The organism is Sphingobacterium sp. E70 (assembly GCF_019285695.1).
Lineage (GTDB): Bacteria > Bacteroidota > Bacteroidia > Sphingobacteriales > Sphingobacteriaceae > Sphingobacterium > Sphingobacterium detergens.
Genome location: NZ_CP079104.1, coordinates 1,788,467 through 1,802,246, shown reverse-complemented (window position 1 = coordinate 1,802,246; position 13,780 = coordinate 1,788,467). Strand labels below are relative to the sequence as shown.

14 protein-coding genes and 3 pseudogenes are annotated in these 13,780 nt (G+C 38.3%); 12 read left to right on the top strand and 5 right to left on the bottom strand.

The window, feature by feature from the left end; all coding sequences use genetic code 11:
• The first annotated feature begins 50 nt into the window (after positions 1-50).
• The 8 genes from KUH03_RS13070 (at position 51) to KUH03_RS13035 (ending at position 7,388) form a co-directional block, all read left to right on the top strand.
• Complete coding sequence (locus KUH03_RS13070; RefSeq protein ID WP_257093923.1) at positions 51-281, top strand: hypothetical protein; 231 nt, start codon at positions 51-53, stop codon at positions 279-281.
• Entirely contained in the window at positions 278-2,290 is a 2,013-nt protein-coding gene (locus KUH03_RS13065; protein WP_257093922.1) for an outer membrane beta-barrel family protein, read from the top strand. Before KUH03_RS13070 ends, KUH03_RS13065 begins: the two co-directional genes overlap by 4 nt.
• Complete coding sequence (locus KUH03_RS13060) at positions 2,263-2,790, top strand: outer membrane beta-barrel family protein (protein ID WP_257093921.1); 528 nt, start codon at positions 2,263-2,265, stop codon at positions 2,788-2,790. The genes KUH03_RS13065 and KUH03_RS13060 overlap by 28 nt, the downstream gene beginning before the upstream one ends.
• A 20-nt stretch (positions 2,791-2,810) precedes the next feature.
• Positions 2,811-3,494 carry a GLPGLI family protein gene (locus KUH03_RS13055; protein ID WP_257093918.1) on the top strand — a complete coding sequence of 228 codons (684 nt, stop codon included), beginning with the start codon at positions 2,811-2,813 and terminating at the stop codon, positions 3,492-3,494.
• A gap of 515 nt (positions 3,495-4,009) precedes the next feature.
• Positions 4,010-4,441 carry a carboxypeptidase-like regulatory domain-containing protein gene (locus KUH03_RS13050; protein ID WP_257093916.1) on the top strand — a complete coding sequence of 144 codons (432 nt, stop codon included), beginning with the start codon at positions 4,010-4,012 and terminating at the stop codon, positions 4,439-4,441.
• Positions 4,438-5,688 carry an outer membrane beta-barrel family protein gene (locus tag KUH03_RS13045; protein WP_257093914.1) on the top strand — a complete coding sequence of 417 codons (1,251 nt, stop codon included), beginning with the start codon at positions 4,438-4,440 and terminating at the stop codon, positions 5,686-5,688. Before KUH03_RS13050 ends, KUH03_RS13045 begins: the two co-directional genes overlap by 4 nt.
• A gap of 31 nt (positions 5,689-5,719) precedes the next feature.
• Positions 5,720-6,595, top strand: a complete 876-nt coding sequence (locus KUH03_RS13040) for an outer membrane beta-barrel family protein (protein ID WP_257093912.1) — start codon at positions 5,720-5,722, stop codon at positions 6,593-6,595.
• Between the two features lies 1 nt (position 6,596).
• A complete protein-coding gene (locus tag KUH03_RS13035) occupies positions 6,597-7,388 on the top strand; it encodes a GLPGLI family protein (protein WP_257093910.1) in 792 nt (263 codons plus the stop codon).
• A 73-nt stretch (positions 7,389-7,461) separates the two neighbouring features.
• On the opposite strand, the gene KUH03_RS13030 is transcribed toward KUH03_RS13035, so the two are convergent.
• The 3 genes and pseudogenes from KUH03_RS13030 to KUH03_RS13020 all read right to left on the bottom strand — a co-directional run bounded on the left by KUH03_RS13030 (position 7,462) and on the right by KUH03_RS13020 (position 9,892).
• The gene (locus KUH03_RS13030) at positions 7,462-7,641 is read right to left on the bottom strand and encodes a histone H1 (protein WP_257093909.1); all 180 of its coding nucleotides are present in this window, start codon (positions 7,639-7,641) and stop codon (positions 7,462-7,464) included.
• A 116-nt stretch (positions 7,642-7,757) separates the two neighbouring features.
• Positions 7,758-8,354: pseudogene (locus tag KUH03_RS13025) on the bottom strand (S46 family peptidase).
• 182 nt (positions 8,355-8,536) lie between these two features.
• Positions 8,537-9,892, bottom strand: a complete 1,356-nt coding sequence (locus tag KUH03_RS13020) for a S46 family peptidase (protein WP_257093908.1) — start codon at positions 9,890-9,892, stop codon at positions 8,537-8,539.
• Positions 9,893-10,067: 175 nt separating this feature from the next.
• Between KUH03_RS13020 and KUH03_RS13015 the strand changes: the two are divergent.
• From KUH03_RS13015 to KUH03_RS13005, 4 genes and pseudogenes are all read left to right on the top strand, one after another.
• Positions 10,068-11,312: pseudogene (locus KUH03_RS13015) on the top strand (DEAD/DEAH box helicase); the annotation flags it as partial.
• Positions 11,309-11,434 carry a hypothetical protein gene (locus KUH03_RS48580; protein WP_373564944.1) on the top strand — a complete coding sequence of 42 codons (126 nt, stop codon included), beginning with the start codon at positions 11,309-11,311 and terminating at the stop codon, positions 11,432-11,434. The pseudogene KUH03_RS13015 and the gene KUH03_RS48580, both read left to right, overlap by 4 nt.
• Positions 11,435-11,783: 349 nt before the next feature.
• Positions 11,784-12,133: pseudogene (gldC, locus tag KUH03_RS13010) on the top strand (gliding motility protein GldC).
• Positions 12,134-12,160: 27 nt separating this feature from the next.
• Positions 12,161-12,571: an EVE domain-containing protein gene (locus KUH03_RS13005; protein ID WP_257093906.1), complete on the top strand. Its 411-nt coding sequence runs from the start codon at positions 12,161-12,163 to the stop codon at positions 12,569-12,571.
• A 119-nt stretch (positions 12,572-12,690) separates the two neighbouring features.
• Here KUH03_RS13005 and KUH03_RS13000 read toward each other — a convergent pair whose 3' ends face one another.
• The gene (locus KUH03_RS13000; RefSeq protein ID WP_257093904.1) at positions 12,691-13,218 is read right to left on the bottom strand and encodes an acyl-CoA thioesterase; all 528 of its coding nucleotides are present in this window, start codon (positions 13,216-13,218) and stop codon (positions 12,691-12,693) included.
• A gap of 14 nt (positions 13,219-13,232) precedes the next feature.
• Positions 13,233-13,697, bottom strand: coding sequence for a sugar nucleotide-binding protein (locus tag KUH03_RS12995; RefSeq protein WP_257096939.1), 465 nt, complete (start codon positions 13,695-13,697; stop codon positions 13,233-13,235).
• Between the last annotated feature and the right edge of the window lie 83 nt (positions 13,698-13,780).

Genomic DNA, 13,780 nt, shown 5'->3' with positions numbered 1-13,780 from the left:
ACATTGGTTTTATTTACTAATGTAATATTGATATACTATCCAACGATTTTATGAAAAGAGTTTTGCAAATTCTCTTGTTTTTCGTTTTCGGTGTTCATGGAATAGTGCTAGCACAGTCCAAAATTGCCGGAAAAATAAGTGATGTAAAAGATCAGGTCAAACTATCTGATGCAACAGTTATGTTGTTAACCGCTAAAGATTCCATATTGACAGGTTTTACCCGATCGGATGAAAATGGACTTTTTCTCTATCCAAGCCAGATACGGGATCCTATCTGTTGATCGTCAGTTATCCCAAATACGGTGATTATTATACATCGATTTCTAAAGACAAAGATTATTCTAAGTTAACTGTGGGATTGACCAAAACGGCCACTTTATTGGAGGAAGTTATTGTTACGGGTCGAATTCCCATTACAATAAAAGGAGACACCACTGAGTATGATGCCGGTAGCTTTAAGGTGGAAAAAAATGCGAAGGTGGAAGACCTGTTAAAAGTCTTGCCGGGGATCACAGTCGACGCGTCCGGAAAAATTACTGCACAGGGTAAAACTGTCAAAAAGGTACTCGTGGATGGCGAGGAGTTTTTCGGTGATGATCCGACATTGGTGACCCGTAATATCCGATCAGATATGGTTGATAAGGTACAGGTGTATGAAAAGAAATCCGAGCAGGCGGAACGAACAGGAGTAGATGATGGACAGCGGGAACAGACGATCAATGTCAAACTAAAAGAGGGTGCCAAAAATGGCATGTTCGGAAAAGCCTTACTCGGAGGCGGTACCAGTGATTATTACATGGGGCAGTTGATGTTAAACAAATTCAAAGGATCTCAAAAGATTTCCGTTTATGGTCTTTTTGGAAATAACGGGACAACAAGTATGAACTGGCAAGACGCACAGAAATATGGTGGTGACTCGGGTGTTTCATACGGGGATGACGGATCCATGTCCTGGACTAATTTTACGGATCCTTTTTCAGGGCAAGGTGTTATCGGTATACCCCGAGCGATTAATTCCGGGGTTAATTTTTCGGATAAATTCAATAAGGATAAACATAATATTAATATCAACTATAAATACGGAAGATTAAGCAGTGATGGAGACGATGAGACCATCAGTACAGGCTTGATCAATAATAAATCGAATAAATCTGTAGATACAGAGAATGATCAGCATCGCGCCAATTTAAAATATGATCTAAATTTTGACTCATTAAATACCTTGACCATCCGGGGTGGAGCTTCCCGCAAAAATCTCTGGTCGGACAACAGACGTGAAGCCTATCAGTTTACGCAGAATATGGATACGACTGTAGCTGAAAAAACTCATGAGACCATTAAGAACACGATCAACGAGTTGAATTTTAGTACTTATTTTACCCATAAATTTAAGAAAAAGGGGCGCTCATTTACATTAGATGGTCAAGTCAGACGAACTGAAATGATAGGAGATGGTTATCTATTCTCAGAGGTTAAAAATAGTTTGGCTAAGAAGGATACCGCAGGTTATACGCCAATAGACTCTACAGATCAACGTAAGGAACGCAATAATAAAAATGAGGTGCTAGGCGCTTCGGTATCGTATACAGAGCCGTTGTCAAAAGTTTGGAATCTCGTTGTCGGAACTGGAATAGAAAGTAGTAATAATTCCTCCCGTGTTGAATCATTCAATAAAGGTGTTGACGGGAAATATAATAACCTGGACAGTCGTTTCAGTAACAATTACGATTTCGATAGACGGAGCAGCAGATATAAATTAGCCATAGTGCATACGACGGATAAGTTTAGGTTTACCGTTGCAAATAATTTTAATAATGACAGACTGAAACAATATAATTACTATAGCCAAGAGGGGCTTTCCAGAAGTTATTTTACGTATAATCCCAATGTGAGTGCCGGATATTCTTTCACAAAAACCAAAGGGTTATGGTTGAATTACACAGGAAAGAATCAATTGCCTTCCATGACTCAGATTCAACCTATTTTGGATAATTCGGATCAGATTAACCGTTATTTGGGAAATGAGAATTTAAAACCTTCTTTTATAAACTCCTTAAATATAAACTATAACTCATTTCGGATTCTGACCGGAAGTTATGTCTATGTGGGCGGAAATATCTCTTTGGATAAAAATCCCATCACACAAAATATTGATACTGTACAGGGATTCAATATCTATACATGGAATAATGTAAGTGGTAAAACAAATACATCTGTTAACATCTGGTCTGGGTACCATTTCAAATTGAGCAAAAACTGGGTTTGTCCAATTCGCCACAGTTCTCTCTGAATATGAGTGACAATTATAATCTATTCAATCAGCAATTGAACAAAGTCAATACAACGAATTTCAATTTTACATATAACTTTAAAAGAGATACAAAGACAGGATTGAATTTCGATTTAAACTTCAGTCCGCAATATCGGTTAATGAAATCCAGCTTGGAGCGCAACACAAATAGTAATGGTTTTGTATTTGGATCGAACGGTAGTGTAGAATATTTTATTGGCAAAACCTTTAAAGTATATACAAACTATAGCTATACCTACGAAGCAGGAACGAAGGCTTTTGATCAAAAATTTGAACAATTTTTGTTGCACCCCGGAGTAAGTAAAAAATTCCTGAAGAATGAATCGCTCATGTTGGATTTTATGATCAATGATGTGCTTGACCAAAATAAGGGTTTCAGTCGTTCAGCATCGACATCAATTTTTACACAGCGTCGTTATGATACGATCCGTAGATATTATATGCTCAAGCTATCCTGGGACTTCACCAAAATGTTTTAATAAAATTTAAGATAAATACCATGCTAAAATATATCGTTTTTCTCTTTTTATGCTTCACTATGCTAAGCCTCAAGGCACAGTACACCCTATTCGGGAGGTCTGGGAGCATTGCCTACGATAAGACCATGTACATAAAGAATATTGTGGGTAAGAAATTCTTAGCAAAAGCTGATGATAAATCAAAAATGTTTTTTGAACAGGTGCTGCCCAAACTGCCAGAAAATGCAGTATTGAAAAAGACCTTAAAATTCAATGCCAATGAAACCTTGTTTGAACCGGTCAAAGATGATCATCTGGATCAGGTGGTCAAGCAATATATCATGATGCTCGCTTTGGATTTTGAAGGAATTACCTTGTCCAATATGACGACTCGATCTTTCCAAAGGTATAATGATATCGTTGGCGAAAAGATTATTGTGGAAGACACGATGAAACGTATCAAATGGAAAGTTACCGACGAGTATCGCGAAATTGCTGGATACAGCTGCCGGAGAGCTAATGGTCTTACCGCTGATTCGATTTATGTGATCGGGTATTATTGTAACGAAATTCCGATTAGTGGTGGACCTGAGTCTATTAACGGGCTTCCGGGGATGATCCTTGGATTGGTGGTACCAAGTCAGCACGTTTCTTATTTTGCCACTAAAGTCGAATTGAGCAATGATGTAGTCATGGATAAGAAGAGATTCGAAAAAGCAAAATGAAACGGATGAGCAGAAAGACAATGACCGATCAGATTTCGGCTGTATTGTCGCAGCACATGAATAAAGAAACAGTTCAATTTATCATGGAGCTAGGCAATTTGTAGGAAGGTCAGCTTATTCAATGATCAATGCGATTGGAGGTAGGAGCTGTTTCGATCAACAAAGGGTTATCTATGGATAGCCCTTTGTTGATCGTGGCAAAATAAATCAATGTTTATATTGATGATCTTACATGAAACGTTGTTGATTTCGTTTGACTTAGATTGAATCTTCTAGTGATTTTTTCATTACATAGTTATTTTTTTTTATGACGAAGTAAAAAATCCAGTAAAATAGTAGTTTTGCCTGCTATTATAATTTGTCATTAAATACCATTTAATAAATTTTATGAAAAGAGTGTGGTTATCACTTTTACTTTTTCTACTTTGCTTATGCGGAACAGTTCATGCGCAATCCAAAATCGAGGGAAAATTAAAGACGCAAAAGATAAGCTTAAACTTCATAATGCGACAATTATGTTGTTAACTGCCAAAGATTCGATTCTGACGGACTTCACCCGATCCGATGAAGAAGGGAGGTTCTCTCTATTACAGCCAGATACTGGCCAATATGTGCTTATCGTAACCTATCCAAAATATGGCGAATATTATGCCGACATCTTACCAAAGAGAGATTATTCAAACTTGTCGATTGGGCTTACAAATAGTGCTACTTTATTGCAGGAGGTAATCGTAACGGGCCGGATTCCAATAACAATAAAGGGAGACACAACAGAATACGATGCCCGGAGTTTCAAGGTAGAAAAGAATGCAAAGGTTGAGGATCTTTTGAAAGTTTTGCCCGGAATTACTGTAGATGCTTCTGGAAAGATTACCGCACAAGGGAAAACCGTTGAAAAGATGCTTGTTGATGGGGAGGAATTTTTGGTGACGATCCAAAATTGGTGAGCCGAAATATCCGTTCGGATATGGTGGATAAGATTCAGGTCTATGAGAAAAAATCTGATAAAGCAGAGAAAACTGGTATTGATGATGGTGTACGTACACAGACCATCAATGTTAAGCTAAAAGAGGAAGCCAAGCGCGGTGTTTTTGGAAAAGTCGATGCTGGAGGAGGAAACAATAAATTTTATCTTGGTCAAGGTTTTTTGAATTATTTCAACCAATCTTTTCGGGTTTCAACTTATTTGATCGCAAGTAATACAGGCAAAACAGGATTGAATGGTCAGGAAGCTTCAAGTATAGGCGGTGATGGGGACGGTTCCGGAAACTTTGAGGGCGAAGGAATTCCAAAGTCTCTCAATACAGGGTTCTTATACTCGGATAAAACCGCAAATAAGAAACATTCCTGGCGGATTGACTATAAATATAGCCAGTCAAATGTAGATCTGGATAGAAGTATATTTACCAGAAATGCGGCGAGAGATACCATTCTGATTAGCAATAACATTACCGCTGCTTCCAGTGATAATAAAAGACATAATGTGGGACTGAAATATGAATTTAAAATAGATTCTTTATCCGATTTGACAGTATGGGCAGGCGCTAATAGGAAACGCGATATCAGTTCTTCAAGGACTATTTCAAACACGGTCAACCAATTTGATCAGCTGGTTAATGGAAATATCCGAGATCTTAACAATGATACCAAGTCAGAGGAGTATAATGCTTCAGCACTTTATGTGAAACGATTTAAGAAAATGGGTCGTTCATTAACAATCAATTATTTCACCTCAGGAAGTAAGCAGGATGGTGAGCAAAAGCTATATTCAAGTTTAGTTTATTATAGAAATGGAGATTCTGTGGGAAATACAACCTTGGATCAGAAAAAGGTCATTGATAACAATACATTTACAACTGGTGGTGAGCTGTCTTATTCTGAACCTTTATCAAAAAAGGTCATACTAGCTTTTGAATACGGTATTAATTTTAACCGTAATAGTAATTCGGTAGAATCCCTGAACAAAAATCTGAACACAGGAAAGTATCACGATAAGGATGATGTGTATAGCAATGACTTTTTGTACAAAACAACGAAGAACACCTATAATCTTTCGATCAACTATAAGCCGATGGAAAAATTTGTTGTTAACATTGCCAACAGGTTTGAAAATAGTGATTTGTCACAATTGAACAGGGCGGACGACGCACACTTGTCCAGATCTTTTTTGTCTATAATCCCGTTTTGGATTTAAATTATGAGATTAAAAAAATAGATCGATTTCCGTGATCTATAGAGGAACAAATGGATTACCTTCACTCAATCAGATTCAGCCACTACGCTCAAATCTTGATCCATTGAACGAATATTTAGGAAATGAAAATTTAAAGCCATCTTATACGAATGAATTGAATTTAAATTTTAGATCTTTCTCCATTCTTACAGGTGAGTTTTACGGTATTTACATCAATGCTTCCCGAACGAAGAATGCTTTGGTGCAAAATACCACAATCGACTCTGTCGGTAAAACGACCTTTATTTGGGATAACTTGAACAATAATGCCAATAATCAAATTAGCATAAGACCAATGTATTATGGGATTTTATGGAAAAAGTACCAATTGAGACACGGTGGAGGGCCAGCTATTTCTATCGGTAATAATTATAATTACGTGAATAATGTTTTAGCCAATGCAAAGTTTCAGACCTATTCTTTGAGTTATGGACTTCAAAAGTCTTCAACAAAAGGTTTGGATTTTGGAATTGAGGTTTCACCGGGATATGTCATCCAGGATAATTCGATTGGCATGATGGAAGATAGTAAAGGGTTTACATTCTCATCTAATGGAGAATTTAAATACTTCCTGCCAGCCAAATTTGTATTACGGACAGAATTTAACTACATATATCAGGCACCAACGGCGGTTTATAGTAAGAAATTCGAGCGTTTTGTGCTGAGTCCCGGACTATCAAAAAAGTTTATGAAAGACGAGAAGCTCGAACTGACATTTATGATCAATGACGTATTGAACCAAAATATTGGCTTTGAACGAAATCAAAATGGAACACTTCTGACTGAGCGCCGATTTAATACCATCGGTAGATATTATATGGTGAAACTGAGCTGGGAAATCAATAAGATGTTAGTCAAATCAAAATAAAATGAGAACGATCAGAAATATAATAACCCTATTTTTAATACTATGTTTGGGAAAGGTAGCGGAGGGGCAATATGCTTATTTTCCAGATCAGGGAACAATTACTTTTGAGAAAACCGTATTTCTTAAAAATTTGATCAAGCGTTATGGAGCTTATGCTAAGGACGAAGAGAGCCGAAATGCATTTAAGGGAATGGCGGAACATGCGCCAGAAAATCAAGTCCTCAAAAAGACGTTGAAGTTTTCTACAAATGAGGTGCTTTATGAACATGTTCCTGAGGATTACCCTGAGGCCGCTGAGCAGCTGATGCGGATGGGGATTTTCGAATCGGGAATCAGCAGTTATCAACATTTGAAAACAAAGGAATTCAAATCTACATTTGAATTGGGAGGAGAACGGATTGTAATAGCCGATTCTACGCTGAAGATTAAATGGAAAATTACAAACGAGTACAGAGAGATCGCAGGATATCAATGCCGCAGAGCTAATGGGCTTGTACTTGACTCAATCTATGCTGTCGCATTTTATACAGATCAGATTCCCGTATCTGGCGGGCCGTCTGCATTCAATGGTCTACCTGGGATGATTTTGGGTTTGGCTGTCCCGGAGCTCCATTATAATATGTTTGCCACTAAAGTAGAGCTGAGTCCTGTAACTATTTCTTCTAACGAGCTTCTTAAGAAAAAAGACAAACCTTTGAATAGAAAGCAAGTTTACGACAAACTAAATGCAGTTGTGGGTGGTTATCTTGGTGTGAAGGTGTATAACCTTGTGATGGGCTGTTACTACTTGTAACAAGCTTTAGGTCGCATTAGTGCGTAAAAAGGCCCTTCATTTGAAAGGCCTTTTTATGTAAACTCAAGAAAGATTATTTTCCGTTGTTTTTCTTAGCAGTAACTTCGTTACGAATTTCTTGTGCTAAGGTTTTGATGTCTTGTAATCCTTTACGTACACGTGTACCAGCAGCAGAATTACCATTGTTGAAGAACTTGTCTGCATCAGCTTCGATAGAAGCTACTAACTCTTTTAATTTTACGTAGTTTTCCATTTTTTTATAATTATAATTTTAGTTTTTATGGTTTTTTCCTAAACACTCCCTAAATATACAAAAACGAATCAAATTGAAAATAAATTTCGTTTTTTTATCGAAAAAGCTTAAAAAAACTATTCAACAATCTTAAGTTCCTCAATAATATTCGTTGCCCCAGCAAATTTATCGATGATAAATAATACATAACGGATGTCAACTGAAATTGTACGTTGTAGCTTATGGTCGAAGATCACATCACCAGCCATCGCCTCAATATTACCATCAAAAGCTAGGCCAATTAATTCGCCATTGCCATTTATTACCGGAGAACCGGAGTTTCCACCAGTTATATCGTTGTTACTTAGGAAGTTTACTGGTAAATATCCTTTTTGTCAGCGTAACGGCCATAGTCCTTATTTTGTACAAATCCATCAAACGTTGTGGCAAATCGAACTCTTCGTCACCTTTTTGTATTTCGCAACAGTACCTTTTAAGGTTGTATAGAAGTTCTTGTCAGCATCGTTACGAGGGTCTTTTGGTAAGCCTTTGATAGTGCCATAAGAAAGACGCAATGTACTGTTTGCATCCGGATAGAATTTACCTTTTGGATTGGAGGCCAATACACCTGCAACATATTTGCGGTAAGCTGCGTCAAACTTGTCATGCTCAGCTTTCGCGCTAGGATCTTCCTCACGGTATTTGTTGATCAATGCCGAAGATAACTTATACAATGGATCATTTGCTAAAATTTCAGCATTTGGTTTTCCAAGTAATTGTTTAAACGCTCAGCAGAAGCAAAAATGCTGTTTTTTACCGATTCTTTGATATAGGCTGTGAAATCGTTGTTATTTTTAGCAGCTAATTCAGCAACATATGGAGCGATATTCCCAGCTTTTTTGCATATAGATTCAATTCATCGATTAATACCTGCTCTTCTAAAGGCATATACATTTTTTTCGTAGCCTGCATCGATTGCTGATTTTAAACGTGGAAGAATATCTTTTCTGCGCGCTTCATCACCCGCAGCATAAACTTCTAAACCAGAACCGATCGAATAAGGTAGCGTAGCGATTGCACTGGAACGGATCATACCCATCAGGTAATTATCGTGTTTCGCTTTCTCATTTGTTGCACTATAAAATGCATTGATTGTTTTGATTACATCACCGTATTCCGCTTTATTGGCGGCTTGATTTGCCCATTTGTCAAATTTAACCTCATCTTTAGCTTTAGATGCCGCTGTTTTATGTAAGGTCAATGCATCAATCATACCCTGACGATTTTTCCAGTAATTGGCTACCTGAGAGTATTTCGAAGCATAGTTTAGTTTGACAGCTTGATCCTGATCCATGAATTTCTTCATAGCATCCATACCTGTTTTAGATGCTTCAACCCAAGCTGGGTACGCAAATTTCACGTTTTGATTGATGCCACCTGAAGGCATCCAACGGTTGGTACGCCCCGGGTAACCAAGGATCATAGCAAAATCGCCTTCTTGAACACCTTTTAAGCTAACAGGTAAGAAATGTTTTGGTTTCAATGGAACATTGTCCTGTGCATATTCTGCTGGGTTTCCGTTTTTGTCTGCATACACGCGAAAAATTGAAAAGTCACCTGTATGACGGGGCCATTCCCAGTTGTCGGTGTCGCCACCGAATTTACCAATACTATTTGGAGGAGTTCCCACTAGACGCACGTCATTATAATCTTGGTATACAAAATAATAATATTCATTCCCTTGGTAGAAAGATTTTACCTCAACAACATATTTGCCATTTTCGCTGTTTTCCTTTTGGATTTTTGCGATCTCAGCTGCTATGATTTTGTTACGCTCATCTTCAGTCATTTTATTGTTGACCAAACCTAAGATACGTTTCGAAACATCATCCATGCGTACAAAAAAGCGTACAGATAATGATTTAGGCTTCAATTCCTCGCTTTTTGTTTTTGCCCAGAAACCATTTGTTAAATGGTCATTTTCGGGTGTAGACAATTCGGCAATAGCGCCATAGCCACAGTGGTGATTGGTGAATACCAAGCCTTGGTCAGACACAATCTCTGCTGTACAGCCACCGTTGAATTGCACGATAGCATCTTTTAAGCTCGAGTTGTTAATGCTGTAGATTTCTTCGGCACTTAAACGAAGGCCTTTCTTTTGCATATCGGCCTCATTTAGACGCTTCAGATACATTAAAAACCACATTCCCTCATCGGCAAATGCAGCAAAGCTTGTTGTTATCAACAACAAACACATCCATAATTTTTTCATATCAACCTGATAAAAAGTTTGTTTATACCCTACAAAAATGCTTTAATTCTATTAAAAACCAAAATAATAGACTTTATATTGTGCTTTTTCCAATTTTTATGTCAATTAAAAGTAAATGTGTACCGTATTGGTTATCAAAGAAAGTCAAATGGACTCTTTTCCTTATCTTTGTCGGATGCAGCAATCATTTGAAAATTTTAAATTCAATAAACAGATCTTAAATGCGGTCACAGAAGCGGGGTATGAACAACCGACTGAGATCCAAGAAAAGGCAATTACACCGATATTGGCGGGGCAGGATGTGATGGGAATAGCTCAGACCGGAACCGGAAAGACAGCTGCATTTGTATTGCCCATGTTGATGAAATTGAAGTATGCACAAGGAACTGATGCACGCGCCCTGATCTTAACACCAACCCGCGAGCTGGCGATGCAGATCGAGGAGAACATCAAATTATTTTCTACTTACCTTGATTTACGTTCTGTTGTATTATATGGCGGATTAGGACCAAAAACTCAAATAGAAACACTTGAAAAAGGAGTTGATATTATCGTTGCTACACCGGGGCGATTCCTTGATTTATATTTAGAAGGACATATCGTCGTTAAATCACTCAAATTTTTAGTTTTGGACGAAGCGGACAAGATGATGGATATGGGATTTATCAGCAAAATCCACCGCGTATTGGAAATCGTTCCTCGCAAACGCCAAAATCTATTGTTTTCAGCAACAATGAGTGAGCTTGTTCGTAAGATCGCTGGAGATTTTCTTGCTTTTCCTACCGTTATCGAGGTGTCTGAACAAGCGACTCCCGCAAAAACGGTTAGCCAGGCTTTGTATTTTGTCCCTAATCAAAAACAAAACTGAATTTACTGCAGCATCTATTGAAAGATGATGAAGCTTTTAGTAGACTGATTGTTTTTGTAAAACAAAGCAGGTTGCAGATAACGTTTTTCATTTTCTGGAGCGTAAATATGGCAAAGATGAAGTTCGTGTCATTCATGCGAATAAGGGACAGAATACCCGTATAAACTCGATCAACGCATTTAAGGAGGGAAATATCCGTATCCTAGTTGCAACGGACGTCGCAGCACGGGGACTTGATGTGTCCAATGTGAGCCACGTAATCAACTTCGAAGTTCCTATTGTTATCGAAGACTATGTGCATCGTATCGGACGTACCGGTAGAGCCTTCAATGAAGGGGATGCAATCACTTTTTGTAATGAGGCCGAGAAATATTATGTCCGAAAAATTGAGAAATTGATTAAGCAGAGTATTCCGGTACATCCAATTCCGGAAGAGGTATTTATTGAGAAAACACCTTTTCAGGAGAAACAGGATATCGCACGTGATATTGATAATCAAAAGAAAAAGACAATCCAGATTATCAGGAGCCTTCCATGAAAAGAAATATGTGATCAAACAAAAGGAAGTACGTGAAGCACAACGTGCCTCGGGCTTTAAGCCGAAAGCCAAGAGCAAAGGGAAGTCTGGTGGTGGTAAGGCAACAGGATCAAATCGTAATTTCAAGAAGCGATAGGTGAAGAATGCGGTTTACTCCATTAAATATCGCTAGTGCATGCTTGGTAGCTTGGTTTGTTATGGAAAATCCCAATGACGAAAAGGCACTATTTACATGGGGGCATTATAGCTTTGATGGTACTACTGACAATCGTTGATATTTTGTTTAGAGTACTCATTAAAGAGAATAAAAAATGTGGATGCTACAGTTGGCGTTTTTGCTGGTCGTCTGTGTTGCTAGCCTGATCGTTAAAGTGACATTTGCGTAGTGGAAAATAAAAAAATAAGAAGAGATACGATGTATGCCATGGGCTTACAAAACTGAAATCTCAATACTAAATACTCATATCTCAATACTCAATACTAAAATGAAAAAAGCGGAAATAAAATTACAAGTAGAGCTGGACGAAAACAATGTTCCTGAAAACATCATGTGGTCGTCCACAGATGGGAATAATGCAGAAGAATTACCTGCTAAAGCAATGTTTTTAGCCCTATGGGATTCTCATTATAAAAATTCAATGCGCATTGACCTTTGGACCAAAGACATGCCTTATGATGAAATGAAGCGTTTTTTTATGAAACCTTACAAACCTTGGGCGATTCCTTTATCCGTTCCTCAGGTGGAGATCCCATGGCTGAGAAGGTGATCGGTGACTTGCGTGACTACTGTGCGCATTTTGCGGATAAAATGGAAGTATTAATGCCGCAACAATAGTTTTTAACGCTTAACAAATATTTGACTATGCAATATTTCTTAGTAAAATCTGAACCATTTAAATATAGTTGGGAACAATTCAATAAAGATGGACGGACGTTTTGGGATGGTGTACGCAATTACCAGGCTAGGAATAATATGAAAGCGATGAAAGAAGGGGACTTGGTTCTGTTCTATCATAGCAACGAAGGAAAGGATGTGGTTGGTGTCGCAAAAGTGGTGAAAGAATTTTATCAGGACCCAACGACAGATGATGAACGTTGGGTTGTCGTGGATCTGGCTCCTGTTGAAACATTGAAGAAATCTGTCACCCTGGAGACGATCAAAGCAGATGAACAGTTACAGGATATCGCTTTGGTAAGACAGGGCCGCCTATCGGTGATGCCACTTAAACCGGAGGAATTTGATCGAATCTTAGCCTTAGGTAACGAGGACTAGTTGATTTAGAAGAATGCTAGACTAACATACTGCTCCTGTTTGGACAGGATTATAAATAAAAAGAGAGAACTTGTATATATGTTCTCTCTTTTTTATTACTGCAATTATAGCATAAGGTATCAATTCTTTTGGCTAAATAAACTGACCAATGCTTTTAGTTTTTTTGCATTTTCGGGTTTTAATTTTCCTGCCAGAATAAGGCGAAGTTCTCGTCGTTGTAGCGCATCCTCGTAAGCTTTGTGTTCTGGCTCTGTCTCCGGGATCAACACAGGGACGGCTTTGGGGTTGTTGTCGGCGTCTACAGCAACAAAGGTATAATAAGCCTCATTGGTTTTTACACGTGTGCCCTCGGGCAGATTTGATGCGAAAATTTCCATGCGTACCTCTAGGGAGCTGTTAAATGCACGTGTCACTTGCGCTTGTATGGTGACCACTTCACCCAATTTGATCGATCGTTTAAAAGATACATTATCCACAGATACTGTAACGACCACATTGCTACAATGTTTTTGTGCGGCAATAGCTGAACAGATATCCATCCAGTATAATAAACGGCCGCCCATTAGATTTCCAAATGTGTTGGTATCGTTAGGTAGGACCAATTCGTTCATCTCCGTGTATGACTCTCTAGCAAATTTCTCTATCATATCATTTTTTGTCATTATCGTCCAAATTCTTTGAATTGGCTATCAATTATTTCCAAAGATTTCAAAAATGTTGTTGGTACATAGCCCAGTTCTTTTTCGGATTTACTGAGATCAAAACCTGTCTGGCGCGGCCTGTTATCCGCTTGTCCAATACTCGCCGCGCTGATTTCTGAAATCAATGTTTTGTCCAGTTTCCAATAATCTGCGATTTTATAAACCGCCTCATTGATGGACATCAACTCCGCTCCAGAGATATGAAATATTCCCTGAGCTTGTCGTTCAATAGCCAATTGACAAGCATGCGCTAAATCATCTACAAAGGTAGGCATTCTCCATTGGTCATTAACCACTTTTATAGCTTCTTTTTGGGAGAGCTTTGCCTTCGCCCAAAGGACTAGATTGGAACGATTCGGATCTCCGTTGATACCGTAGACCAAAATTGTACGTAAGATCGCATAAGGACAGGAAGACTGTGCCAGTACTTGTTCAGAGGCATATTTGCTTTTCCCATACTCACTTTGTGGGTGGGGGCATCCAGTTCATTATAGGCAGTGCCTTTTTG